Source organism: Thermomonas sp. (genome assembly GCF_041919455.1).
Classification (GTDB): domain Bacteria; phylum Pseudomonadota; class Gammaproteobacteria; order Xanthomonadales; family Xanthomonadaceae; genus Thermomonas.
This window is the reverse complement of the sequence record NZ_JAYRTQ010000010.1, coordinates 25001-49415: the sequence shown is the minus strand read 5'-3', so window position 1 is coordinate 49415 and position 24415 is coordinate 25001. Positions and strand designations below refer to the sequence as shown.

Genomic DNA, 24415 nt, shown 5'->3' with positions numbered 1-24415 from the left:
CCCGCAGACCGCCGAGGACGCATCCGATGAACGACCACGACCTGCCCACGACCGATGCCGAGTGGCGCGCGCGGCTGGATCCGCAGCAATACGCGGTGTGCCGGTGTTCGGCCACGGAACCTCCTTTCACCGGCAAGTACTGGGATCACAAGGCGGCGGGCGTCTACACCTGCGCGGCATGCGCCGCGCCGCTGTTCGCATCGGCGGACAAGTACGATTCCGGCAGCGGCTGGCCGAGCTATGTGCGGCCGTTGTCGGCCAGCGCGGTGACCGCGCACGAAGACGTTACCCATGGCATGCGCCGCACCGAAGTGCGCTGCGCGCGCTGCGATTCGCACCTGGGCCATGTGTTCCCGGATGGTCCGGCACCGACCGGCTTGCGCTACTGCATCAATTCCGCGGCCTTGGCCTTCCTGCCCGATCCCGCGTGAACCGGCGCGCGGCTCAGGCGCACAGCGCGCCGACGTACGCCACGCTGGATTCCGCCAACGCCGCCAGGTCGTAACCGCCTTCCAGGCTGGACACCATGCGGCCGCCGCAATGGCGGTTGGCCAGGGCCACCAGTTCCTCGCTGATCCAGGTGTAGTCGCCCGCCTGCAGTCGCAGCTGGGCCAGCGGATCGCGCCAGTGCGCGTCGAACCCGGCGGAGACCAGCAGCAGCTGCGGGCGGAAGTCGTCCACGGCCGGCAGCAGCACGTCCGCCCACGCGCGGCGGAACAGCACCCCTTCGGCTTCGACCGGCAACGGCATGTTGACGATGTTGCCCACGCCGGTTTCATTGCGCGCGCCGGTCTCCGGATACAGCGGCCACTGGTGCGAGCTGGCGAACAGCACGCGCGGGTCGCGCTCGAAGATCGCCTGGGTGCCGTTGCCGTGGTGCACGTCGAAATCGACGATCGCCACCCGCTCCAGTCCGTGCTTGTCGAGTGCGTGCAGGGCGGCGACCGCGATGTTGTTGAACAGGCAGAAGCCCATCGCCACATCGCCGGTGGCGTGGTGGCCGGGCGGGCGCACCGCGCAGAACGCGCGCCGGGTCTTGCCGGTCAGCACCGCATCCACCGCGGCCACGGCCGCGCCGGCGGCGCGCAATGCAGCCTCTGCGGAGGCCGGCGACAGCACGGTGTCGGGATCCAGCAGGATCCGATGCGCGGGATGGGTTTCCAGCACCGCGTCGAGCAGCTCGGGCGCGTGCGCGCGCAGCAACTGGCCGCGGGTCGCGCGCGGAGCTTCGTGCCAGTCGAGCGCCGGCAACCCGCGGCGCAGGGCGTCGACGACCGCGGTCAATCGCGCCGGACGCTCGGCGTGGTCGGGGCCGGTGTCATGGGCCAGGCAGGCCGGGTGGGTGTAGACGCGCATCAGGGGTCGCCGGCTCGCCGTCCTACTTCCGACGCGCGTGTTCCCACAGCACTTCGCCCTGGCCATCGGCGCGCGCCAGCACCCGGGCCAGCACGAACAGCAGATCGGACAGCCGGTTGAGATAGCGGATCGCCTGCGGCCGCACGGCGTCGTGGCGCGACAGGGTCACGGTGTCGCGCTCCGCGCGGCGCACCACGGTGCGGGCGATGTGGCAGCGCGCCGCGGCTTCGCCACCGCCGGGCAGGATGAAATCCTTCAGCGCCGGCAGGTCGTCGTTGTAGTGGTCGAGGCGCTGCTCCAGGGCTTCGACATCGGCATCGAAGATCGCTGCGTGACCGGGGATGCACAGCTCGCCGCCGAGGTCGAACATCTGGTGCTGGATGCGCACCAGCAACTCGCGCACGTCGTCCGGCACGTTACCGGCGAGCAGCAGGCCGATGCAGGAATTGGCTTCGTCGACGGTGCCGTAGGCGATGACCCGCGCGGAATCCTTGGCGACGCGACTGCCGTCGCCGAGGCCGGTCGTGCCGTCGTCGCCGGTCTTCGTGTAGATCTTGCTGAGGCGATTGCCCACGGGCGATCGGCTGCGTCGTCAGACCGTCTGCGGACGCAGCGCCGGCACGCGGCGGCGCATCAGTTCGAACCCGCCGAACAGCAGTGCCGAATAGAACAGGGTGCCGAGCACGGTCCACTGGAAGAACGGGACGCCGGCCACGTAGGCCGCCACCAGGCCGCCCATGTTCTTCGGATACATGGTGCCGGAGGCCCACACGCCGAAATTGGTGACCAGGAAGAACAGCATCGAGCCGGCCAGCGAATACGCCAGCACCCGGCCGGCACCGACCTTGCCGCGCAGGCCGAAGCCCAGCAGCGTCGACAGGAGGATGCAGGCGTACACCAGCAGGTAGCCGGCGCTGGCGAAGTACTCCCAGTAGACACCGCCGTTGATCACGCCCAGCACCAGGTCGGACGCGAACATCGCCAGTAGCGGCACCAGCAGCGCCCAGTGGCGCTTGGCGAAATAGGCGCCGCCGAACAGGGCCACGGCCTCGATCGGCGAGAAGTTCGGCGGATGCGGGATCACCCGGGTCAGCGCGGCGATGAAGATCAGCGCGGCCAGCATCAGCGGGCCGGCGGCAGGCGTTGGGGCGTGGCTGTTCATCGGTATCTTGGGTATGCGCGCAACGGAGCCGGTAGCATAACGCAATGCCGAACACCGACCGCGACGCCACCATCCCGCACGATGTCCTGATCATCGGCGGCGGGCTGGTGGGCGCTAGCCTGGCGATCGCCCTCGACACCCTCGGGCTGGATGTCGGCCTGGTCGAAGCCACGCCCGCGGGCGCACTGCCGGCCGTGTTCGACCAGCGCAACCTCAGCTTCGCCGAGGCCACCGTGAATGCGCACGATGCGCTCGGCGTTATGCCCTTGCTGCGCGCGCCGACCGGTCGTATCCAGCGCATCCACATCAGCCGTGCCGGCGATTTCGGCCGCATCCGCCTGGAGGCCTCGGCGCACGGGCGCGATGAATTCGGCCGCGTCGTGGTGGCGCGCGATTTCGGCGAGGCACTCGAAGCGCGGCTCGCATCGTTGCAACACCTCACCCGTTATCGCCCGGCGCGCTTCAACGGGTTGGGCGATGAATGCGACGGACTGCGCCTCGTGCGGATCGCCGATGCCGATGGCGAGCGCGAGATCGCCACGCGCCTGCTGGTCGCTGCCGACGGCAGCCGCAGTAGTGTGCGCGAGGCGCTCGGCATCCGTGCGCGCGAACACGATTACGGGCAGACCTTGCTGGTCGCGCGCCTGCGTACGCAGCGCCCACCGGACGGCACCGCCTACGAGCGGCTGACCGCACACGGCCCCACCGCGTTGTTGCCGCGTGGCGATGGCCACTATGGCCTGGTGCATGGCGTCGCCCGCGATGACGCCGATGCCGTGGCGGTGATGGACGATGCCGCGTTCCTGGCCCGGGTGCAGGACGCATTCGGCTGGCGTGCGGGGCGTTTTGTGTCCGTCGGGCCGCGCAGCGTGTACCCCATCATCGGCAGCGTGGCCGATGCGCTGGTGACGTCGCGCGCCGTGCTGGTCGGCAATGCGGCGCAGAGCCTGCATCCGCTGGGCGCACAAGGCTTCAACCTCGGCCTGCGCGACGCGCTGACCCTCGCCGAATGCATCGCGGCGCAACCGGGCGATGCAGGTGATGATGCATTGCTGCGGCGCTACGCGGCACGCCGCACCGACGATCGCACGCGCACGCTGGCGTTCTCCGATGGGCTGGCGAAACTGACCTCGAACGATGCAGCGCTGCTGCGCCCGTTGCGCAGCGCGGGCCTGCTGGCCGGCGACGCGATGGGCTGGCTGCAGGGCTGGCTGGTCGGTGGTGCGATGGGCTATCGCGGCGATGTGCCGGCGCTGTGCCGCAGGGCTGCGGCGTGAGTCGGCGCGGCCCGTTGGACGTGGTGGTCGCCGGCGGCGGCGTGGTCGGTGCCGCAACCGCATTGATGCTGGCGCGCGAAGGCTTGCAGGTCGCGCTGGTGGAGCCGCGACAGCCGCCGGCTTGGCGGCGCGAGGTGCGCGACCTCCGCGTCTATGCCTTTGCGCCCGACAACGCGGTGCTGTTCGCGGACCTCGGCGCATGGCCCGGCGTGCTGGCCAGGCGCGCGCAGCCGTATCGGCGGATGCAGGTCTGGGATGCCGCCGGCGGCGATGCGTTGGCCTTCGACGCCGACAGCCTCGGCCAGCCGCAACTGGGCTGGATCATCGAGAACGACGCGCTGGTCGATGCGCTGTGGCGCCTGTTGCCCGCCGCGGGCGTGCGCCTGCATTGCCCGGCGCGCATCGAGACGCTGCAACAGGAAGACACCAGCGTGCGCGTCGGCCTCGACGACGGCCTGGTGCTGGATGCGCGACTCGCGATCGCCGCGGATGGCGGCCAGTCCGCGCTGCGCACGCTGGCCGGCATCGGCACCAGCGGCCATGACTATCGACAGCAAGGTCTGGTCGCGTTCGTCGCCAGCGAGCGGCCGCATCGCGACACCTGCTGGCAGCGTTTCCTGCCGAGCGGGCCGGTGGCGCTGTTGCCGTTCGATGACGATGCCGATCCGGAACTGCATGGCCGGCTGTCGTCCATCGTGTGGACCTTGCCGGACGCGGAAGCACAGCGCCTGCGCGATGCCGATCCGAGCGAATTCGACAGCGCGCTGGAAACCGCATTCGGCGGTGAACTCGGGGCGTTCCAGCTGCAGTCCGCGCGCGCGGCGTTCCCGTTGCGACGGCAACTGGCGGACACCCATGTCGCCGGGCGCGTGCTCTTGCTGGGCGATGCCGCGCACGTGGTGCATCCGCTGGCCGGGCAGGGCGTGAACCTGGGCCTGCGTGATGTCGCCGCGTTGCGCGAGCATGTGCGTGCGGCGAAGGCGCGTGGTGGCGATATCGCGTCGCCGTCGCAATTGGCGCGTTGGGCACGCGAACGTCGCAGCGAGAACACGGTGAATGCGCATGCCTTCGAGACGATCAACCGCGTGTACAGCAATGACGCGATGGTGCCGACGTTGTTGCGTGGGCATGCATTGGGTCTTGCCGGAAAACTGCCGCCGCTTGCGCGCGCGCTCTGGCGGCACGCGGCGGGGTTGTGAGAAATGGGGTCAGAGTGAAGTTTTGCGACCGTAATTTCCGGCGAGTCCGATCTGGATCGGCGCAAAATTCACTCTGACCCCATTTCTCCTTCAGGCCTTCTTGTTGATCGTCGCGAATACCGTGATCTCTTCGCGGTCGTGATACAGCTGCTTCGCGCGGATCGTCAGCGGTTTTTCCGACTGCTGGGCGAACAGGTCCAGGCAGAGCTGGGTTTCCTGCCAGCGCTTCTTCATCGGCAATTTCAGGTTGAAGAGCGCGTGCCGGCACCAGCCTTCGCGGAACCAGGTGGCCATGCGTTCGGCGACGCGGCGTGGCTGTTCGACCATGTCACAGACCATCCAGTCCAGCGGCTGCTGCGGCTGCCAGTTGAAGCCGTCCGCGCGCAGGTGTTCGACCAGGCCGCTGTCCAGTACGTGTTGTCGCAGCGGACCGTTGTCGATGGATTGCACGCGCAGGCCCTGGCGCATCAGCACCCAGGTCCAGCCACCGGGCGCGGCGCCCAGGTCGGCGGCGCGCATGCCGTCGCGCAGCAGACGCTTGCGTTCCTCGTCGTCGAGCAACACCAGCAAGGCTTCTTCCAGCTTCAGCGCGGAACGCGAGGGCGCATCGGCATGCATGCGCAAGCGCGGGATCCCGAGCGGCCACGGCGCGCTGTCTTCCGGATCGCCGCTGGCCAGCAGCGCGTGGTCGCCATCGAGCATGCAGGCATGCAGGCGCAACAGCCGCGGGTTGTCGTCCCTCGTCAGCGTGCCGGCCTTGCGCAGTGCCGGGCGCAGGGCATTGCCCAGGCTGCGGGCCAGTCCCGACATCGGCTTGCCGGCATCCGAATCCGGATGCTCCATCACCAGTTCGCCGAAGCGGATGTCTTCGGGCAACGCACTCTGGATCGGGGTGATGCGATCGCGCGGATCCAGTGCCTGCAGGTCCGCGAACAGGCGCAGCTTCTGCCGCGCGAACACCAGCGTCGACCACGGTAACGCGCGCGACAATTCGTCCGCATCTTCGCAAACGAAGATCACGTAACCGCTGTTGCGTTCGGTGCGCGCGTAGCCGGCGAACCCGGCCTGCGCGGCGCGCTCGGTCAGTTCGGCGGCGAGTTCCGGCTCGAAGCCGGCACGGCAGTAGCAGAGCAGGCCGTCAATAACGCTGCCCGCCGCGTTCGCCATAGGCCCTGAGCACCGCGCAGGCGGCATCGCGCTCGATGTCGCGCACCACGTGGATGCCGCGCGCATTCAATTCGCCGACCCAGTCCGCGGGCAGCGGGCCTTCGTCGAATTCGGTCAGCGCCATCACGTCCTCGGCGCGCGCGCCGATCAGCAGGCGGTCGACGCCGGCCCACACGGTCGCGCCGTAGCACTGGCAGCACGGTTGCGAGGACGTGGCCAGGGTGATCGGGCCGATCGGGTTGTCGTCGGCGTCGCGATTCAGGCGCAGGCGCTGGGTGCGGCCCTGCGCGAGCATGTAGGCCATCATCTCGGCATGCGCCACGCTGCAGGCATGTGGCACGACGCGATTCACGCCGATGGCGATGATGCGGTCGTCCGGACCGAACACCGCGGCACCGAACGGGCCGCCGGTCTCGGCTTCGACATTCTGTTGCGACAGCGCAATCGCCAGCGCCACCTTGTCGGCATCGCTTGCGTAGGCGCACGCGGTATCGACGGCGTCGTGGACCCACGCGGGCAAGGTCAGGTGGACTTGCGCGTACAGCATCAGGCCTTGCCTGCCCAGGTATCGCGCAGGGTCACGCTGCGGTTGAACACGGGTTTGCCGGCAGCGTGATCGTAGCGATCAGCCGTGAAATAGCCCAGGCGCTCGAACTGGAAGCCCTGCTCGGGCGCGCAATCTGCCGCGGCCGGTTCGACATAGCCCGTCACGACCTTGCGCGACGCCGGATTGAGGTAGTCGCGATAGGTCTTGCCACCGTCCTCCGTGTCCGGGTTCGGTACGGTGAACAGGCGGTCGTACAGGCGGATCTCGGCGGGAATCGCGTGCACCGCGCTCACCCAATGGATGGTGCCCTTGACCTTGCGGTTGGCGCCGTCCTTGCCCGGGCGCGAGTCCGGATCCAGCGTGCAGCGCAGTTCGACGACGCGGCCGTCGGCGTCCTTGACCGCTTCATCGCAACGCAGGATGCCGGCACCGCGCAGGCGCACGTCGCCGCCCACGGTCAGGCGCTTGAAGCCCGGCGGCGGGATTTCCTCGAAGTCCTCGCGCTCGATCCACAGCTCGCGCGAGAACGGGATGTTGCGCTCGCCCTGGGTCGCGTCCTTCGGGTGGTTGGAGAAGGTCAGGGCTTCTTCGTGGGCTGCATCGAGGTTGGTGAGCACGATCTTCAGCGGATCGATCACCGCCATCCGGCGCGGTGCGTGCGCATCCAGGTCATCGCGCAACGCGCCCTCGAGGATCGAGATGTCGAGCAGCGAGTTCTGCTTGCTGATGCCGACGCGATCGACCATCAGCCGGAGCGCGGACGGCGTGTAGCCGCGGCGGCGGATGCCCTGCAGGGTCGGCATGCGCGGATCGTCCCAGCCGTCGACCAGCCGGTCTTCGACCATCGCCAGCAGCTTGCGCTTGCTCATCACCAGGTAGTTGAAGTTGAGCCGGGAGAACTCGATCTGCCGCGGCTTGCCGGCTTCCTTCGGCAGGCCCTGCGGCACCAGCGGTTCCAGCAGGTCGGGATTCGCGGCCAGGTCGACCCGGTCCACGCACCAGTCGTACAGCGGGCGGTGGTCCTCGAACTCCAGCGTGCACAGCGAATGGGTGATCCCTTCGACGGCGTCGCCGAGTGCGTGGGCGAAGTCGTACATCGGGTAGATCGGCCATTCGGCGCCGGTGTTCTGGTGCTCGACGTGCTTGATCCGGTACAGCGCCGGATCGCGCAGGTTGATGTTGCCGCTGGCCATGTCGATCTTCGCGCGCAGGGTGCGCGCGCCATCGGCGAATTCGCCGGCGCGCATGCGGGTGAACAGGTCGAGGTTCTCCTCGACGCTGCGCTCGCGGTACGGCGAGTTGCGGCCGGGTTCGACCAGGCTGCCGCGGTATTCGCGGACCTCATCGGCGCTCAGGTCGCAGACGAAGGCATCGCCCTGGCGGATCAGCTTCAGCGCGGCCAGGTAGTACACGCCGAAATAGTCCGAGGCGTGGCGCAGGCTGGCCCAGTCGAAGCCCAGCCAGCGCACGTCGTCCTGGATCGCGCGGACGTATTCCGGGTCTTCGCGGGCCGGGTTGGTGTCGTCCAGGCGCAGGTTGCAGCTGCCGCCGAACTCGGCGGCCACGCCGAAGTCCAGGCAGATCGCCTTGGCATGGCCGATGTGCAGGTAGCCGTTGGGCTCGGGCGGGAAGCGGGTCTTGATTGCCGCGTGCTTGCCGCTGGCCAGGTCGTCGCGGACGATCTGGCGGATGAAGTCGGTCCTGGCCGGGGCGGCGTCGGCGGCGGTGCTGGGAAGGGTGTCGGACACGTGGAATCGCGCTTGCGGAACAGCCAGCAAGTGTAGCGGAGGCCAGCCAAGCCGGGATTCCTGGCCATTTGGCACGGGCTTTGCATGTCCCTGCGTGGGGGGGATCCATGCGCACTGTCTACGAGGCCGCGAACCTGATCGACGCCCACCTGGTCCGCCAGGCGCTGGAGGCCGAAGGCATCCCCGCCTTCGTCCGCGGCGAGGCGCTGATCGGCGGCATGGGTGACCTCGGCGTGTTCGGCCTGGTCGCGGTGATGGTTCCCGAGGCCGCCTGGTGGCGCGCCCGCGCGTTGGTCGATGCGCTGGATCTTGGCGGCATCACGGATGACGAAACCGATGCCGGCGATGCGACGGGCGAGGACATCGCCGGATGACCGTGGTGAACCGGCTGCTGCCGATGCTGGCCCTGCTGGGTGCGCTGGCGGTGTTGGGCCTCGCCCTGGCCTGGCTGGTCAAGGCCGACGCGCCGATGCCGGGCGAGGTGGCGGTTCGGGTGAGCCTCGGCGATGGCGATGCGGCTTCCGCCGGGTCCCGGATCGTCGCCGGCCCCGGTGCCGGCATCCCGTTGCAGGCGACGCTGGACTTCGACCTGCCGGCATCGAGCAATGGCCCGCGGGTGCTGTGGTTGCCGCGCGAGCCGCTGCAATCCCTGCAGTTGAGCGGCAAGGACGCGCGCGGCCAACCCTGGACCAGCACGCCGGACGGATTCTTCGCGCCGAAAGCCGATGACGGCTTCTCGCCCGCGGGGTATGCGGTGGTACTGCCGGAAGGCCTGGTGGGTCCGCAGCGATTCCAGCTCAATGCGCATTCCGCGCTGCAGGCCGCGCTGACGCCTCGTGTCATCGCCATCGACGGGGCCCTGCGGCTGACCGCGCGCGAGATGGTCTTCGCCAGCGCGCTGTACGCCGCCTGGGCGACCTTGCTGATCGCCTCGCTGGCGCTGTACTGGGCGGTGCGCGACGTGCTGTTCCTGGCCCACGCGGCGTACACCCTGACGGCGCTGGTGTTCATGGCGGTGCTGCAGGGCCACCTCTACGCGCTTCCAGGCATGGACGCGATGGCCGGGATGGGCATGCGCGGCTTCTGGCTGGCAGTGCTGCTGTTCAACCTCTGCAGCTTGTGGCTGGTCCTGCAGTTCGTCGATGCCGGCGCGTCGCGCTCGCGGCAGGTACGGCGCTTGCCGATGCTGCTGCCGGTGGTCGCGCTGCCGATCGTGCTCGCCTTCCTGCCGATGCCATCGGCGTCCGCGGCGTTGCAGGTCGCGGCCCCGCTAGCGTGGATGCTGTCCGCGCCCGCAAGCATCTGGGCGATGCTGGACGGCGCGCGTCGCGGGATCCCGATGGCACTGGCAGCCGCAACATTGCTGGTGGCGCTGCTGCTGGCCGCGATCGCGCACATGGCGATGAATCGCGGCGTGCTGGTCGACGGCATGCTGGTCCGCCATGGCTACCAGGTCGTGCTGGTGCTGTTCTCGCTGGTGCTGTTCGTCGGCCTGAGCAGTCGGGTGGGCATGGTGCGCCGGCAGCTGGACGACGAGACCAGCGCGCGTCGCGACAGCGAGGCACGGCTGCGCCACGAGCAGGTCCGCACCCGCCTCACCCAGTCGCTGCAGCAGGTCATGCGCGAGGTGCCGGAGGACCGCATCGCCCACGCCGCGTTCCGCCTGCTCGGCGCGCATGCCGGCGAATTGCTGGGCACCGAGGACGCGCTGGTGCTCGGCGACGATTACCTTGGCGACGGCAAGCTGTTCGTGCAGGCCACCGCCAAGACGACGACGACAGCACGGGCGGTGCAGGCCGCGCGCGGGTTGGTGCGCGACCATGCGCGCAACCGTGAGCCCGTCGAGGTGCGCCTGGCCGCTGGCCGTCGCAGCGACGATCCGGGCGATGGCAATTACCTCATCGTGCCGCTGCGGGTGCAGGCGCCCGCCTGGGCGGCGTTGGTCGCGCCGGTGCGGCGCATGCTGGCGGCCGAGGACAAGGCCGCACTGGTGCAGATGGCGCGCACGACGGTGGAGCAGGCCGATGCGGCGCATGCCGCGTTCCTGCTGCGACGCACGGCGGAGCGCGACGCGCTCACCGGTGGCTTCAACCGGCGCACGCTGGACCAGCTGGCCGCGCGCGAATGCAAGCTGGCCGGCAACCACAAGCCGCTGGCCGTGCTGTTCATCGACCTGGATTTCTTCAAGCGGATCAACGATACCCACGGCCATCCCTGCGGCGACGAATGCCTGCGCAAGGTCGCCGCCACCCTGCGCGCCGAGCTGCGCCCGCAGGACGTGTTCGGCCGCTACGGCGGCGAGGAATTCCTGGTGCTGTTGCCGGGGCAGGATGCGGCGTCGGCGCGGCTGGTCGGCGACCGCCTGCGCGAAGCGGTGGAAGCCGCGGTGGTGGACTGGCAGGGCGAGTCGCTGCGCTTCACCATCAGCATCGGCATGGCGGTGCTGCGCGAGGGCGACGATCCGGAAAAACTGCTGGCCCGCGCCGACAAGGCGCTGTACCGGGCCAAGCGCGAAGGCCGCAATCGCGTCTGCGCCGCGCCGGCCTACGTGGACTGATCGCGCCGGGTTGCAAAGCAGGCGAACCGCCGCCATCCAGCAAGTCGGTCCTGAAGGAGATTCGACATGCTGGGCATCGGCGGCTGGAAACAAAGGATGGTCGATCCCTCGCGCGCGCTGCCCGGGCGCGAGACCCCGATGCCGGTGCGCAACGCGCATCACGTGCACGGTCGCCCGATCGCGGGCGAATTCGCCGCTATGCAATCGGTGCAATTCGGCATGGGCTGCTTCTGGGGCGCCGAGCGCAAGTTCTGGACGCTGCCCGGCGTGTTCACCACTGCGGTCGGCTATGCCGGCGGCATCACGCCCAACCCGACCTATCGCGAAGTCTGTTCCGGCGAAACCGGTCATGCCGAAGTGGTGCTGGTGGTGTACGACGCGAACGACGTCGGGTTCGACGCATTGCTGAAGACGTTCTGGGAAAGCCACGACCCCACCCAGGGCATGCGCCAGGGCAACGACATCGGCACCCAGTACCGTTCCGCGATCTACTGTTCCACGCAGGAACAGTTCGATATCGCCATGGCCAGCCGCGATGCCTACCAGCGCCGGCTGGTCGATGCCGGGCTTGGTGAAGTCACCACCGAAATCCTGTTCCCCGCGCCGCCGTTCTATTACGCGGAGGACGAACACCAGCAATACCTGTCGAAGAATCCGATGGGCTATTGCGGGTTGGGTGGCACCGGCGTGAGTTGCCAGATCGGTACTGGCGCCTGAGGTACTCGTGCTTACTCAGGGCAGTGCCTGGCACCAGTACTGCAGTTCGCTGCTCTTGCTTGGTTCGTAGACGTACTGGAAGCCGGTGAACCCGTAACCGTCGGCGCGCTCATCGAACGGCGGGCGATACAGCGCCTGGTGGATCAGCACAGGCTCACCCGTGGACATGCCGTAGGTGTAGATGCTGATGGACTGGCCGGTCGCGGGCTGGTTGGCGAATACCGGCTTGAACTCGAAGTAGCGGCCGATCTTCTTGCCTTCGACGCGATACGGCTGCCCGGTGGGCGCGGCGTCGATCGTCCATTCCTCGCCGCCGTAGATGATGTGGCAGCGAGCGCTGGCGGCGGCTGCATCGCTGCAGGCCAGGCCCAGCAGGACACAGGCAGCGATCCGCTTCATGGAGTGCCCTTGCATTGCCGGACGGCCGGGTCGCCGGCGACGCCGCATGGGCTGGTGGCGTCGATGGCGGGATGCGGCACGCCGTTGGCGTCGAGCCTGGCCACGTGGGTGCGCCATTCGCGCACGCCCTCGCGGCTCAATTTTACGGACAGCACCCAGCCGGTGGTCGTCGCTTCGGTGTCGAAGCCGTTGAACAGGAAATTGCCCAGGCTGAAGACGATCGGCTTGCCCTTGTAGGTTTCCGCGCCCTGGGTCACGTGCGGGTGGCCACCGACCACCATGTCGGCGCCGGCATCGATCATCCGCCGCGCGAATGCGCGCAGGCGCGGGCTGGGTTGGGCTTCCTCTTCCCAGCCCCAGTGCATGTACGGGATCACGATGTCGGCGTGGTGTACGGTGCGCGCGGCGATGATGTCCTCGATCACCCGGTCGTCTTCGCCGCTCCATGCCACGCCGGGACGGTGGGCATCGGCTTCGAACGAACGCGGCTTGTATTCCAGATAGCCGAGCAGGGCGATGCGCAGGCCGTTGCGTTCCACGATCCACGGCGCATGCGCTTCGGTCGCATCAAGGCCGCCCCCGAAGTACGGCAGTCCGGCTTGTTTCATCAGCCCGAGTTGCTCGGCGAACGCCGCCTTGCCGAAGTCGCCGGAATGGTTGTTGGCCAGCGACATCGCGTCGAAGTGGCGCAGCAGCACCGGCAGCACGGCCGGGTCCGCGCGAAAGGTGTAGGGCTTGGTTTCGGCCTTGCCGCCGGTAGCGACCACGCATTCCAGGTTGCCGATGCGGATGTCGTGCGACTGCAGGATGGACTGGAACGGCAGGAACGGATCGACGCCGCTGGCGATGAGCTGGCCCGGGGTCTCCGCCACCATCACGTCGCCGACGAACACGATGCTGACTTCCTCCCTGATGCCCGTGGCGGACTGCGCCATGGTGGCCAGGGGCCAGGCCAGCGCACAGGTCAGGATGAGTCGTTTCATGCAGGGCATCATCGCGCGAATCGCCGATCCGCGCGCAAGCCCCGCCCGCCTACAGCTGGCTCACCGAGCAGACGTAGACCACCTCGCAGGCACCGCCGCCGCTGTCCTCGCGGGTGAGCGAGCTGCGCCAGCGCCAGCCGTCCGGTGCATTCACCTGCACCAGCCAGCCGTCGATGCGCACGCGATCGCCGGCTTCGACATCGCCCAACGCCGCGGCCACTGCGTCGTCGGCCGGCAGCATGTGCATGTTCGCGCTGCTGCGCACGATCTCGCCCAGCGGGATCGGCGGATCATTCTTCCAGCTGTAGCGGTACCAGCGGCCGCCCTGGCTGATCTGCAACTGTCCCAGGACGGCGTCTTCCGTCATCCGGCCCCAGCCCAGCGCGAGGTCGGTGGGCGAGAAATCGGCTTCGCGGCCCATCCGGTAATCCTCGCGGCCGAGCACGCGTGCCTCGATGCTGAAGCCGGCCAGCGGCTGCAGCGTTGCGCCTTCCATCGACAGCCTCGGCATCGTCGACGGGATCTCGCTTTGCAGCGGCATGCCGCCGCGCTCGACCCGCGGCGGCAAGGGGCATCCGCTGGTGGCGGCGCGCACGCTGTTGCCGACTGTCGTCCCGTCGGGAGCGGGCAACGATGACGGCGGATTCGACAACCACCAACCCAGCAGCAGGCAGCCTAGCACCGCGATCACGATCCAGCGCACTGGCAATCCCATGGGCGGTGGACTCAGCCGGCCTGCAGTTGCGCGCGGGCCAGCGTACCGATGGCGTCGGCCAGCTGGCGCAGGAATGCCTCCATCGCCGACGACTTGCGCCAGACCAGGGCGATCCGCCTGTTTGGTGCCGGCGCGCGGAATGCCACCAGCTGGATGCCGGCAGGCTGCGCGACCGGCGCATGCACGGAGAGTGCCGGCAACAGGGTCACGCCCACCCCGGCCGCGACCATCTGCCGCAGGGTTTCCAGGCTGGTGGCGCGGAAACCGGACTTCTCGTGCGCGCCGGACAGCCGGCACACGTCCAGCGCCTGGTCGCGCAGGCAGTGGCCATCCTCCAGCAGCAACAGGGTTTCATCGGAGAGTTCGTCGACGCCGAGCGACGCACGCGATGTGAGTTCGTGCCCGCGCGGCGCGGCCAGCACGAACGGTTCGTCGAACAGGAATTCGGCATGCAACTGCTCGTCGTGCACCGGCAGCGCCAGCAGGGCTGCATCGAGCCGGCCTTCGCGCAGCCGCTGCAGCAGCACGTCGCTTTTCTCCTCGACCAGCAGCAGTTCCAGTTGCGGGAAACGCTCGCGCAATTGCGGCACCACGTGCGGCAGCAGGTAGGGTCCCAACGTCGGGAACACGCCTAGTCGCAGCGAGCCGGATTCCGGGTCCTTGCTGCGCCGTGCCGCCTCGCGCATCTGTTCGACATCGGCCACGATCCGGCGCGCGCGCTGCACCACGTCCTGCCCGGTCGGGGTCAGCATCACCTTGCGCGGCGCGCGTTCCACCAGCGTCACCCCGAGCTCCTCCTCCAGCTTGCGGACCTGGGTGGACAGGGTGGGCTGGCTGACGAAACAGGCATCCGCGGCCTTGCCGAAGTGGCGCAGGTCGGCCAGGGCGATCAGGTACTTGAGGTCGCGCAGGTTCAACGCGAAGGCCCCTTCAGCTCGACGGTGTTGCCGTCCGGATCGCCAAGGTACAACGACGGGCCATCGCCCTCGGCGCCGAAGTTCGAGCTCGCCGGGCCATGCGGCGCGAGGCCATGCGCGGCGAGGTGGCGGACGATGGCGGCCTCGTCGAACGGCTCGATCCGCAGGCAGAGATGGTCGACGTTGCGGCCTTCGCTCCCGGCGGCACTGCCACCTCGCAGGCCGAGCTTTCCATCCACTGCAACCAGATCGATCATCGACGCCCCTGCGCGCAGGTGGCGCAGGCCGAGGTCATCGCGCCTGCGCACCACGTCGCAGCCCAGCACCTCGCGGTAGAACGCCTCGGCGATGTCGAGGTCGCGGACGCGCAGCACCACGTGGTCGAGGCGCTGCACCACGAACGTCGGTGCCGGGGCGGTCATCGCTCAGGCCGCCACTGATTCGCCGGCGGCGGGCGCGGAATGGCGGATGAGATGATCGAAGGCGGACAGCGCCGCGGTCGAGCCGCCGCCCATCGCCACCACGATCTGCTTGAAGGGCTCGGTGGTGGCGTCGCCGGCGGCGAACACGCCAGGCAGGTTGGTGTGGCCGCGGTCGTCGATGACGATCTCGCCGCGCGGCGTCAGTAGCACGGTGTCCTTCAGCCATTCGCTGTTCGGCAGCAGGCCGATCTGCACGAACACGCCGGCCACGTCGATCCTGTGCGCAATGCCGGTGCCATGGTCGGTGTATTCGAGCGCCTGCAGCTTGCTGCCATCACCAGTGAAAGCGGTGGTCTGCGCATTCACGTGCACGGTGGCGTTGGGCAGGCTGTAGAGCTTGCGCTGCAGCACCTCGTCGGCGCGCAGCTTGCCGTCGAATTCGAGCAGGGTAACGTGCTCGACGATGCCGGCCAGGTCGATTGCCGCTTCCACGCCGGAGTTGCCGCCGCCGATCACCGCCACGCGCTTGCCCTTGAACAGCGGTCCATCGCAATGCGGGCAGTAGGTCACGCCCTTGTTGCGGTATTCGGCTTCGCCGGGCACGCCGGTCTGCCGCCAGCGCGCACCGGGTGCGAGCACCACCGTCTTCGCGCGCAGGGTCGCGCCGCTATCGAGTTCGATCCCGACCAGGCCACCGGCGGAGGCCGCCGGATGCAGGGCCTTCGCCCGCTGCGAGGTGACCAGGTCAACGCCGTAGCTGCGCACGTGCGCTTCCAGCGAGGCCGCCAGCTTCGGGCCCTCGGTGTATTCGACCGAGGGGAAATTCTCGATCGCCATGGTGTCCAGCACCTGGCCACCGAAGCGCTCGGTGAGGATGCCGGTGCGGATGCCCTTGCGCGCGGCATAGATCGCCGCGGCGGCACCGGCCGGGCCGCCACCGACGATCAGCACGTCGTAGGGCGCGGCATCGTTCAACGCTTCGGCGGCACGCGCGGCGGCGCCGGTGTCGAGCTTGGCGACGATCTGTTCGATGCTCATGCGGCCGGCGTCGAACACCGCGCCGTTGAGGTAGATGGTCGGCACCGACAGGATCTCGCGCGCTTCCACTTCGGCCTGGAACAGCGCGCCGTCGATCGCCACGTGGCGGATGCGCGGGTTCAGCACGCTCATCGCGTTCAGCGCCTGAATCGTGTCCGGGCAGCTCTGGCAATGCAGCGACATGTACGTCTCGAACGCGTACTCACCCTGCAGCGCATGCACCTGCGCGGCCAGCGCATCGTCGATGCGCACCGGATGGCCGCCGACCTGCAGCAGGGCCAGCACCAGCGAGGTGAACTCATGGCCCAGCGGGATCGCCGCGAAGCCGACTTGCACGTCGCTACCAACGCGGCGGATCAGGAACGAGGGCGTGCGTACGTCATCGCCCACGGCGCGGGAAATTTTCGGCGAGAGCGCGGCGATCTCGCCCAGCAGCACGTCGAGTTCGCGCGAGGTGTCGGCATCGTCCAGCGAGGCGACCAGCTCGATCGGCTGTTGCAGCTTCTCGAGGTAGGCGGCGAGTTGGGTCTTGAGGTCGGCGTCGAGCATGGGGGATCCTCGCGTGATGACGCGGCGCGCAGTGCGCGCGGCGGTGAAGCGGAAAGGGCTGCGGCCAACCGCCCGCGAGGGGCTGGCCGGAGCCCTCTCCCGGGAGGGGAGAGGGGCGGACTGCGCGCGGCGACAGGACCGCGCGCAGCGGTACTCAGATCTTGCCGACCAGGTCCAGCGAAGGCTTGATGGTCTTGGCGCCGTCGTTCCACTTGGCCGGGCAGACCTCGTTGGGGTGCTCGGCCACGTACTTGGCGGCCTTCAGCTTGCGCACGGTTTCCTTGACGTCGCGGGCGATCGCGTTGTCGTGGATCTCGGCGGTCTTGATGACGCCATCCGGGTTGACGATGAAGGTGCCGCGCAGGGCCAGGCCTTCCTCGTCGATGTGCACGCCGAACGCGCGGGTCAGCTGGTGGGTCGGGTCGCCGACCAGCGGGAACTGCGCCTTGCCGACGGCCGGCGAGGTCTCGTGCCACACCTTGTGGCTGAAATGGGTGTCGGTGGTGATGATGTAGACCTCCGCGCCCATGGCCTGGAACTCGGCGTAATGGTCGGCGGCGTCTTCGATCTCGGTCGGGCAATTGAAGGTGAAGGCGGCCGGCATGAAGATCAGCACGGACCACTTGCCCTTCAGGTCGTCGTCGCTGACGGTGATGAAGGCACCGTTCTTGTAGGCATTGGCCTTGAACGCCGGCATCTTGGTGTTGATCAGCGGACGCTGGTTCAGGGTGACGCTGGAATCGAGCGGGGACATTGGAACCTCAGCTGGAGTTGGGGGGTGGGTTGCTGCAACGCGCTCAATCTAACGAACGCCGGATTATTGATCAATTAGATTGATTGAATTGTTTGTATAGATGGGGTCTATGGATGGCGACTCGAACGCGTTGATTCAAGTCCGGATGCGACACTGGGGCCATGTCCGCCGCGCCCGCGACCATCGAAACCCTGTTACGACAGGCCGCTGCCATTGACCGCGTCGATGCCGAGTGGCTGCTGGCGCATGCGCTTGGGCGACCGCGAAGCTGGCTGTTCGCGCATTCAGGCGATGCCGTGGCCGAGGCCGCCGCCGAGCGCTTCGCGGATCTGCTGGCGCGCCGGGAAGCCGGCGAGCCGGTGGCCTACCTGACCGGGGTGCAGGGCTTCTGGACGCTGGAGCTGGAGGTGTCTCCGGCCACCCTGATCCCGCGCCCGGAGACCGAATTGCTGGTCGAACTGGCGCTGGCGCGGATCCGGACGGGCACGGCTGCGCGGATCGCCGACCTCGGTACCGGCAGCGGGGCGATCGCGCTGGCGATCGCGAAGGAGCGCCCGCGCGCGCACGTGGTCGCCACTGATGCCAGCGAGCCAGCTCTGGCGGTGGCGCGCCGCAATGCCGCGCGCAACCAAGTCGCCAACATCGAGTTCCGCCACGGCGACTGGTTCGTGCCGCTGGTCGGCGAGCGCTTCGACCTGATCGCCAGCAATCCGCCCTACATCGCCGAGGGCGATCCGCACCTCGACGAGGGCGACCTGCGTTTCGAGCCGGCGAGTGCCTTGTCGTCGGGCAGTGATGGCTTCGATGCTATCCGCAGCATCACCGCCGCCGCGCCACATCACCTGCTCGACGATGGCTGGCTATTGCTGGAGCATGGTTGGCAGCAGGGCGAGACGGCACGTGCGTTGTTGCGGGAGGCGGGCTTCATCGACGTCGAGACCGCGCGCGACCTGGAAGACCGCGAGCGTGTCACGCTGGGACGATGGGCCGGCTGAGCCGGGCTGCCCGAGGCACGGGCGTTACAATGCCCATCCCCACACACCCACGGATCCTGCCCATGCGCACGCTGTATCCGGAGATCGCCCCCTACGAAACCGGCACGCTGAAGGTCGACGACCGCCACACCCTGTACTGGGAACAGTGCGGCAATCCGGACGGCAAGCCGGTGGTGATGCTGCATGGCGGGCCGGGCGCGGGTTGCAACGAGAAGATGCGGCGTTTCCACGACCCGGCGAAGTACCGGATCGTGCTGTTCGACCAGCGTGGCGCCGGTCGTTCCACGCCGCATGCGGACCTGACCGACAACGACACCTGGAGCCTGGTCGCCGACATCGAGAAACTGCGCGAGCGGCTCGGCATCGAGCGCTGGCAGGTGTTCGGCGGTTCGTGGGGTTCCACGCTGGCCTTGGCGTATGCCGAAACCCACCCGCAGCGCGTCACCGAACTGGTGCTGCGCGGCATCTTCATGCTGCGCCGCTGGGAACTGGAATGGTTCTACCAGGAAGGCGCCAACCGCCTGTTCCCGGATGCGTGGGAGCACTACCTGAGCGCGATTCCGCCGGTCGAACGCCATGACCTGATCTCCGCGTTCCACCGCCGCCTCACCAGCGACGACGAGGCCACGCGCCTCGCCGCCGCCAAGGCCTGGAGCATCTGGGAAGGCGGCACCAGCTACCTGCACGTCGACCCGAACTACGCGACCACCCACGGCAACCCGCAATTCGCGCTGGCGTTCGCGCGGATCGAGAACCACTACTTCGTCAACGGCGGCTTCTTCGAGGTCGAGGACCAGCTGTTGCGCGACGCGCACCGGATCAAGGACATCCCCGGCGTGATCGTGCACGGCCGCTACGACGTGGTCTGCCCGATCCAGAGCGCGTTCGACCTGCACAAGGCGTGGCCGAAGTCGGAACTGATCGTCAGCGCGGCGTCCGGCCATTCCGGCTTCGAGGCGGAGAACATCGCGGCGCTGGTGGAAGCTACCGACCGCTTCGCCGCCTGAGCACACTCAGGTCGCCGGGCTTCCGTCCGGGTTGCGGTCGATCATCCACAACCCGGCCCACAGCTTGAGGTCGAGCTCGAAGCCTTCGGCGTGCTTCTGCATCAGCCAGCGCGGCGCGTCGCTGCGCGGCACGGTGTGCACGGTGATGTCCTCGTTGTCGACGCCGCCGCCCTCGCCGACCTTGGTCAGGTCGCGGGCGCGGACGAAGGCGATCCGCTCGTTGCTCATGCCCGAACTGGTGGGGCCGACCAGCAGCACGTCCACCCGGCCGGGCGACCAGCCGGTCTCCTCGATCAGCTCGCGCCGGGCGGCATCGGCCAGGGTGTCCTGCGCATGGTCGTCGCCGACCAGGCCGGCCGGCATCTCGATGGTGCGCGAGCCCAGCGGCACGCGGAATTGCTCGACGAACAGCACTTCATCGTCCGGCGTCACCGCGATCACGATCACCGCCATGCCCTGGCCGTGGGTGCGTTCGCAGGACTCCCAGTGGTCGATGCGCACCAGCCGCAGCCAGTCGCCTTCGTACAAGGTCTGCTTGAGGTTCTTGCCCATGCCCCGATCTTAACCGCGGAAGGCGACAGGCCGACGAAGCGGCAGCGGTGGGTGGCCGCGCAGCGGCATTTCGAGGCGCGTAGCGGATACCCGCCGCTGCCCCTTGGGCGCGATGGGTGCTGGCGCCGCGACGTCGCCAACCGACGGGCGGCTCGCTTCGCGGCTCGAAATGCCGCTGCGCGAGTCGCCCGCCGGTTGACGCCGCCGCATCGAATCCCTAAGCCGACAGGCGTGCGGCTTCCTGTAGCCGCTTGCGGGTCAACGGTCCGAAGCCCATCCAGTCCGCAAGCGATTGCAGCTCGGCCGTGTCCCCGGTGCCGCGCGCGAAATCGCCGTCGGGCAGGGGCACGTCGAGCGGAATCGTGGTGAGTTGCCGCCACAGCAGCGCATGCTCGCGCTGTTCGCGCAGGCGCGTCGCCATCCCCGCCGCACCGCGCAGTCGGAGGTACGGCACCTCGTCGATGCGCGCCAGCAGGGCATCCAGCGATCCGAAATGCGCCAGCAGCACCGCCGCCGATTTCGCGCCGATCCCGCTGATGCCGGGGATGTTGTCCACCGCATCTCCGGTGAGCGCCAGGTAGTCGGCGATCTGGTGCGCATGCACGCCATGCCGCGCTTTCACTCCGTCTGCGCCCCACCGCTGGCCCTTGGCGAAGTCGTATTGCTCGTCGTGCGCCGCCAGCAACTGCGACAGGTCCTTGTCGGCCGACACGATCACGCTGCGGAAACCGTTGCCGCGCGAGCGGTGCACGGCGCTGCCGATCAGGTCGTCCGCCTCGAAGTCGCCGTGCGCGAGCGTGGCCAACCCCACCGCCCTGCACAGGGCCTTGCACCAGGCGAACTGGCGCTTGAGTTCCGGCGGCGCCGGATCGCGGTTGGCCTTGTAGGCCGGGTACAGCGCGTTGCGGAAACAGGAGTCCAGCGCCTCGTCGAAGGCGATCGCAATATGCGTCGGCCGCTCGCGTTCCAGCAGCTCCAGCAGGAAGCGCGTGAAGCCGTGCACGGCATTGGTCGGCCAGCCATCGGCATCGTGGAACTCGTCCGGCATCGAATGCCAGGCACGGAACACGTACATCGACGCATCGACCAGATGGAGGGTGGGCTGGGTCATCCGGTTACAGGACAAGATCGGTGAGCAGGTCGCGCGGATCCGGTCGCTCGCGATCCGGCACATCGACCTGCGGCGTGCCCATCGCAATAGTGCCGACCAGTTGCTCGTCCGCCTGCAGGCCGAGCGTGTTTTCCAGGAACGGGCGGTCGTAGCAGGGCCAGCCGGTCAACCATTGCGCGCCATAGCCTTCGGCCTGGGCGGCCTGCAGCAGCAACAGGCAGACGCAGGACGCGGTCGAGAAGCGTTCGGATGCCGGGATCTTCTCGTCATCACCCAGCCTGGCGATGACCGCGATGGTCAGCGGCGGCAGGATGAACCGGTTGCGCAGTTTCTCGATCGCGCCTTCTGCCGGCCGGGTTTCGCGTTCGAGCAGGCGGGCGATGGTGGCGTCGGCGAGGGCAGCGCGGGCATCGCCGGCGATGCGCAGGAAGCGGAACGGCACCCGCTTGCCGTGGTCGGGCACGCGCGAGGCGCTGCGCAGGATCCAGTGCAATTGATGGTCGTCCGGACCGGGTGCGGCCAGTTGCCGGGTCGGCACCGACAACCGGCTGTCGAGGGCGGCAAGGCTGAGCGTCGTGGGGGACTTGGTCATGTCGTCATGGTAACGGCGCCTGCGTGCATCCAGCCTGCATTCGGTAGGATGCAGCCATCACGGCGAGGGAGCGGGCGATGGCGGTGAATATTGGCGTGGCGCGCGAAAGCGTCGCGGGCGAACGGCGCGTTGCGTTGACCCCGGAGACCTGCAAGAAGCTCGTGGCAGCGGGCGCGACGGTGCGGATCGAGCCCGGCATCGGCGATGGCGCGTATTTCCCCGACCAGGCCTATGTGGATGCCGGCGCGCATATCACCGCACACCCGCGCGAAGGCGCCGACATCGTCCTGTGCGTGCAGCCGCCGTCCGTTGCAGCGATCGGTGGGTTGAAGTCCGGTGCTGTCCTGGTCGGCAGCCTGCAGCCGCAGGCGGACCCCGCGCGCGGCGAAGCGATCACGTCGCGCGGCATCGTCGCCTTCCCGCTGGAAAAGCTCCCGCGCACCACCCGCGCGCAAGCGATGGACGTGCTCAGCTCGCAGGCGGGCATGGCCGGCTACAAGGCGGTGTTGATCGCCGCGCAGCTGGCGCCGCGCTTCTTCCCGATGCTGACCACCGCCGCCGGCACGATCCGTCCGTCGAAGGTATTGATCGTCGGTGCTGGCGTGGCTGGCCTGCAGGCGATCGCCACGGCGAAGCGCCTCGGTGCGGCGGTGGAAGGCTTCGACGTGCGCCCGGAAACCCGCGAACAGATCGAATCGCTCGGCGGCAAGTTCCTCGACCTCGGCGTGTCCGCGGCGGGCGAGGGCGGCTATGCGCGCCAGCTCACCGATGAGGAACGCGCGCTGCAGCAGCAACGGCTGGCCGATCACCTGAAGGGCATCGACGTGGTGGTCTGCACCGCCGCGGTGCCGGGCCGTCCCGCGCCGAAGATCATCAGCGCGGCGATGTTGGGCGGGATGAAGCCGGGCAGCGTGGTCGTCGACCTGGCCGCCGAGACCGGGGGCAATTGCGAACTGACCCAGCCGGGCGAGACCGTCGACAGCCACGGCGTGGCCATCGCCGGCCCGCTCAACCTGGCCTCGATGGGCGCGCAGCACGCCAGCGAGATGTACGCCCGCAATGTCTACAACTTCGTCAGCCTGTTGCTCAAGGACGGCGCGCTGGCGTTCGACTGGGACGACGAGCTGCTGGCCAAGACGGTGTGGCCGGAGCGGGTGGTTGCTGCGTAAGTCGCTGGCGCTCGCCGGGTCGCGCGCCGCCAAGGCCCAGTGAGCGCCTAGCGCTCCCGCTTCTCCGGCGCCGGATGCGCCTTCAGCCAGTCGGTCTTCTGTTGCGGGGTCTTCTGCCGCCACTGCGCCATGAACGCCTTGCGCTGGTCCTTGTCCATGCCGCGCATGGCATGGAACAGCGCGCGCGCCTCGCTGCGCTGCTCGGGCGTCATGTGTTCCCAGCGCTGCATGCCGTGCCCGGCGCGCTCGCGCTGGTCGCGCGGCATCGCCTTCCAGCGCTGCGCGCGTTCGACCATGCGCGCGCGTTCGTCGGGATTGCGATTCCAGCGCTCGCGCAGCGGCGCGATGAGGGCATCGCGCTGGGCGGGGGTGAGCTGGTCCCATTCGGGATATTGCGTGGCAACGGTAGCGGACTGCGCGAAGGCGAATGCAGGCCACAGGGCCAAGGCCAGGACGGTGAGGCGGATCGTGCGGTTCATCGGTTACTCCATCGCGATCTGCTGGGCATCGGCGGATGCCAGCCATGCGTAGAACTCGGGGTCTTCATCGAGCATGGTCGTGTCGTTGCCGGTCGCAACCACGGAGGCAAGGCCAGTGGCGGGCGTGTCGGGGGACGGCGCGAGCCCGAACTGCAGGCCGATGGCCAGTGCACAGACGGCGGCGAAACCGGCTGCGGCGTAACGCATGCCGCCGCGCGCAGGCGCGACCCGTTCGCCGCGCAGGGCGGCATTGCGCCGCTGGGCGAGTTGCGCGCGCACCCGCGGCGACAGGCGATCGAGCGCCGTCGCATGCTGGCGTCGCAACGCGTCATCGAAGCGTGCATCGGCGTCGACGCCGGTGTGGTCGGGGTGGATGGTCATCGGAATTCCTCCAGTTGCCGCTGCAGCGCCTCGCGGGCGCGCGAAAGATGGGTCTTGACCGAGCCTTCGCTGCACCCCATGGCGCGCGCGGTATCGGCCACGTCCAGTTCCTCGAGCACGCGCAGGGTGAAGGCTTCGCGCTGGCGCGCCGGCAGCGTGCGCAGGGCCTCGCTGATCCGCGACCAGGCTTCGCGGCTGTCGTTGGTGCGGGACGGATCCGGGCTGTCGTCGGCCCAGTCCACCGGCTCGCCGTCCTTGTCGGTGCTGCCGGGGAGCAGCCAGCGCAGGCGGAACAGGCCGCGCCGCTGGATGTCGATGATGCGGTTGCGAAGGATGCTCCAGAACAGCGGGCTCCATTCCGATGCCGGCCGGTCGCGGTAGCCGAGCATCTTCATCATCGAATCCTGCACTGCGTCCAGTGCGTCCTCGCGATGGCGCAGGCCGAGCTCGGCGAAGCGGAACGCGCGCGCGTCGATGCCCGCCAGGAATTGCTCCAGCGAGGTGGGCAAGGGGGGCACGGCGACGACATCGCCGGACTCCCCTCCTGCATGCATGGCCTCTTCCACCTGGCCTAGCTTAGCGGCGACGAACAGCATGTCGGGCAGTCTCGGGGCATGCCATG

At 68.7% G+C, this 24415-nt stretch carries 28 protein-coding genes; 9 read left to right on the top strand and 19 right to left on the bottom strand.

Going from position 1 to position 24415, the window contains the following annotated elements:
- Positions 1-26 precede the first annotated feature (26 nt).
- On the top strand, positions 27-431 hold the full coding sequence (gene msrB, locus ACE3T8_RS08865; RefSeq protein WP_374608578.1) for a peptide-methionine (R)-S-oxide reductase MsrB: 405 nt from the start codon (positions 27-29) through the stop codon (positions 429-431).
- Positions 432-444: 13 nt separating this feature from the next.
- On the opposite strand, the gene ACE3T8_RS08860 is transcribed toward msrB, so the two are convergent.
- From ACE3T8_RS08860 to ACE3T8_RS08850, 3 genes are read right to left on the bottom strand one after another with little or no spacing between them, the layout of a single operon-like run.
- Complete coding sequence (locus ACE3T8_RS08860) at positions 445-1356, bottom strand: histone deacetylase family protein (protein ID WP_374608577.1); 912 nt, start codon at positions 1354-1356, stop codon at positions 445-447.
- A 22-nt stretch (positions 1357-1378) separates the two neighbouring features.
- The gene (locus ACE3T8_RS08855; protein WP_374608575.1) at positions 1379-1930 is read right to left on the bottom strand and encodes a cob(I)yrinic acid a,c-diamide adenosyltransferase; all 552 of its coding nucleotides are present in this window, start codon (positions 1928-1930) and stop codon (positions 1379-1381) included.
- An 18-nt stretch (positions 1931-1948) separates the two neighbouring features.
- Positions 1949-2518 carry a DUF6580 family putative transport protein gene (locus ACE3T8_RS08850; protein WP_374608574.1) on the bottom strand — a complete coding sequence of 190 codons (570 nt, stop codon included), beginning with the start codon at positions 2516-2518 and terminating at the stop codon, positions 1949-1951.
- 44 nt (positions 2519-2562) lie between these two features.
- Here ACE3T8_RS08850 and ubiH point away from each other — a divergent pair, with 44 nt between their 5' ends.
- Together ubiH and ACE3T8_RS08840 are read left to right on the top strand one after the other, a co-directional pair.
- A complete protein-coding gene (ubiH, locus tag ACE3T8_RS08845; protein WP_374608572.1) occupies positions 2563-3795 on the top strand; it encodes a 2-octaprenyl-6-methoxyphenyl hydroxylase in 1233 nt (410 codons plus the stop codon).
- Positions 3792-4994 carry an FAD-dependent oxidoreductase gene (locus tag ACE3T8_RS08840; protein ID WP_374608570.1) on the top strand — a complete coding sequence of 401 codons (1203 nt, stop codon included), beginning with the start codon at positions 3792-3794 and terminating at the stop codon, positions 4992-4994. The genes ubiH and ACE3T8_RS08840 overlap by 4 nt, the downstream gene beginning before the upstream one ends.
- Positions 4995-5084: 90 nt before the next feature.
- Here the strand turns inward: ACE3T8_RS08840 and rlmM are convergent, their stop codons facing one another.
- Genes rlmM through ACE3T8_RS08825 form a run of 3 tightly spaced genes read right to left on the bottom strand, consistent with a single transcriptional unit; the run spans position 5085 to position 8456 of the window.
- Entirely contained in the window at positions 5085-6137 is a 1053-nt protein-coding gene (gene rlmM, locus ACE3T8_RS08835; RefSeq protein WP_374608739.1) for a 23S rRNA (cytidine(2498)-2'-O)-methyltransferase RlmM, read from the bottom strand.
- Positions 6133-6708, bottom strand: a complete 576-nt coding sequence (locus tag ACE3T8_RS08830) for a nucleoside deaminase (RefSeq protein ID WP_374608568.1) — start codon at positions 6706-6708, stop codon at positions 6133-6135. The genes rlmM and ACE3T8_RS08830 overlap by 5 nt, the downstream gene beginning before the upstream one ends.
- Positions 6708-8456: a glutamine--tRNA ligase/YqeY domain fusion protein gene (locus ACE3T8_RS08825; RefSeq protein ID WP_374608566.1), complete on the bottom strand. Its 1749-nt coding sequence runs from the start codon at positions 8454-8456 to the stop codon at positions 6708-6710. Before ACE3T8_RS08825 ends, ACE3T8_RS08830 begins: the two co-directional genes overlap by 1 nt.
- 107 nt (positions 8457-8563) lie before the next feature.
- On the opposite strand from ACE3T8_RS08825, the gene ACE3T8_RS08820 reads away from it, so the two are divergent.
- The 3 genes from ACE3T8_RS08820 (at position 8564) to msrA (ending at position 11730) form a co-directional block, all read left to right on the top strand.
- Complete coding sequence (locus ACE3T8_RS08820) at positions 8564-8830, top strand: DUF2007 domain-containing protein (protein WP_374608564.1); 267 nt, start codon at positions 8564-8566, stop codon at positions 8828-8830.
- Positions 8827-11013 carry a diguanylate cyclase gene (locus tag ACE3T8_RS08815; protein WP_374608562.1) on the top strand — a complete coding sequence of 729 codons (2187 nt, stop codon included), beginning with the start codon at positions 8827-8829 and terminating at the stop codon, positions 11011-11013. Before ACE3T8_RS08820 ends, ACE3T8_RS08815 begins: the two co-directional genes overlap by 4 nt.
- A 66-nt stretch (positions 11014-11079) precedes the next feature.
- Positions 11080-11730, top strand: a complete 651-nt coding sequence (gene msrA, locus ACE3T8_RS08810) for a peptide-methionine (S)-S-oxide reductase MsrA (protein WP_374608560.1) — start codon at positions 11080-11082, stop codon at positions 11728-11730.
- 15 nt (positions 11731-11745) lie between these two features.
- On the opposite strand, the gene ACE3T8_RS08805 is transcribed toward msrA, so the two are convergent.
- From ACE3T8_RS08805 to ahpC, 7 genes are all read right to left on the bottom strand, one after another.
- Positions 11746-12129, bottom strand: a complete 384-nt coding sequence (locus tag ACE3T8_RS08805) for a hypothetical protein (protein ID WP_374608558.1) — start codon at positions 12127-12129, stop codon at positions 11746-11748.
- Positions 12126-13112, bottom strand: coding sequence for a CapA family protein (locus ACE3T8_RS08800; RefSeq protein ID WP_374608556.1), 987 nt, complete (start codon positions 13110-13112; stop codon positions 12126-12128). The genes ACE3T8_RS08805 and ACE3T8_RS08800 overlap by 4 nt, the downstream gene beginning before the upstream one ends.
- A 49-nt stretch (positions 13113-13161) precedes the next feature.
- Entirely contained in the window at positions 13162-13827 is a 666-nt protein-coding gene (locus ACE3T8_RS08795) for a hypothetical protein (protein WP_374608555.1), read from the bottom strand.
- Positions 13828-13838: 11 nt separating this feature from the next.
- Positions 13839-14744 (bottom strand): DNA-binding transcriptional regulator OxyR, encoded by a 906-nt coding sequence (gene oxyR / locus ACE3T8_RS08790; protein WP_374608553.1) that lies wholly within the window; start codon positions 14742-14744, stop codon positions 13839-13841.
- Positions 14741-15166 (bottom strand): VOC family protein, encoded by a 426-nt coding sequence (locus ACE3T8_RS08785; protein WP_374608551.1) that lies wholly within the window; start codon positions 15164-15166, stop codon positions 14741-14743. Before ACE3T8_RS08785 ends, oxyR begins: the two co-directional genes overlap by 4 nt.
- Positions 15167-15169: 3 nt before the next feature.
- The gene (ahpF, locus tag ACE3T8_RS08780) at positions 15170-16753 is read right to left on the bottom strand and encodes an alkyl hydroperoxide reductase subunit F (RefSeq protein ID WP_374608549.1); all 1584 of its coding nucleotides are present in this window, start codon (positions 16751-16753) and stop codon (positions 15170-15172) included.
- 154 nt (positions 16754-16907) lie between these two features.
- On the bottom strand, positions 16908-17507 hold the full coding sequence (ahpC, locus tag ACE3T8_RS08775; protein WP_374608548.1) for an alkyl hydroperoxide reductase subunit C: 600 nt from the start codon (positions 17505-17507) through the stop codon (positions 16908-16910).
- Between the two features lie 161 nt (positions 17508-17668).
- On the opposite strand from ahpC, the gene prmC reads away from it, so the two are divergent.
- Entirely contained in the window at positions 17669-18502 is an 834-nt protein-coding gene (gene prmC / locus ACE3T8_RS08770; protein ID WP_374608546.1) for a peptide chain release factor N(5)-glutamine methyltransferase, read from the top strand.
- Positions 18503-18564: 62 nt separating this feature from the next.
- A complete protein-coding gene (gene pip, locus ACE3T8_RS08765; protein ID WP_374608544.1) occupies positions 18565-19509 on the top strand; it encodes a prolyl aminopeptidase in 945 nt (314 codons plus the stop codon).
- Between the two features lie 6 nt (positions 19510-19515).
- Here the strand turns inward: pip and ACE3T8_RS08760 are convergent, their stop codons facing one another.
- The 3 genes from ACE3T8_RS08760 to ACE3T8_RS08750 form a co-directional block, all read right to left on the bottom strand.
- Positions 19516-20061 carry an NUDIX hydrolase gene (locus ACE3T8_RS08760; RefSeq protein ID WP_374608542.1) on the bottom strand — a complete coding sequence of 182 codons (546 nt, stop codon included), beginning with the start codon at positions 20059-20061 and terminating at the stop codon, positions 19516-19518.
- Between the two features lie 217 nt (positions 20062-20278).
- The gene (locus ACE3T8_RS08755) at positions 20279-21172 is read right to left on the bottom strand and encodes a 5'-3' exonuclease H3TH domain-containing protein (RefSeq protein WP_374608541.1); all 894 of its coding nucleotides are present in this window, start codon (positions 21170-21172) and stop codon (positions 20279-20281) included.
- 4 nt (positions 21173-21176) lie between these two features.
- Positions 21177-21764 (bottom strand): nitroreductase, encoded by a 588-nt coding sequence (locus ACE3T8_RS08750; protein ID WP_374608539.1) that lies wholly within the window; start codon positions 21762-21764, stop codon positions 21177-21179.
- 77 nt (positions 21765-21841) lie between these two features.
- On the opposite strand from ACE3T8_RS08750, the gene ACE3T8_RS08745 reads away from it, so the two are divergent.
- Entirely contained in the window at positions 21842-22933 is a 1092-nt protein-coding gene (locus ACE3T8_RS08745) for an NAD(P) transhydrogenase subunit alpha (protein WP_374608537.1), read from the top strand.
- A 47-nt stretch (positions 22934-22980) separates the two neighbouring features.
- On the opposite strand, the gene ACE3T8_RS08740 is transcribed toward ACE3T8_RS08745, so the two are convergent.
- From ACE3T8_RS08740 to ACE3T8_RS08730, 3 genes are read right to left on the bottom strand one after another with little or no spacing between them, the layout of a single operon-like run.
- Complete coding sequence (locus tag ACE3T8_RS08740) at positions 22981-23412, bottom strand: DUF3106 domain-containing protein (protein WP_374608536.1); 432 nt, start codon at positions 23410-23412, stop codon at positions 22981-22983.
- 3 nt (positions 23413-23415) lie between these two features.
- Positions 23416-23793 carry a hypothetical protein gene (locus ACE3T8_RS08735; protein ID WP_374608534.1) on the bottom strand — a complete coding sequence of 126 codons (378 nt, stop codon included), beginning with the start codon at positions 23791-23793 and terminating at the stop codon, positions 23416-23418.
- A complete protein-coding gene (locus ACE3T8_RS08730; RefSeq protein ID WP_374608737.1) occupies positions 23790-24347 on the bottom strand; it encodes an RNA polymerase sigma factor in 558 nt (185 codons plus the stop codon). The genes ACE3T8_RS08735 and ACE3T8_RS08730 overlap by 4 nt, the downstream gene beginning before the upstream one ends.
- Between the last annotated feature and the right edge of the window lie 68 nt (positions 24348-24415).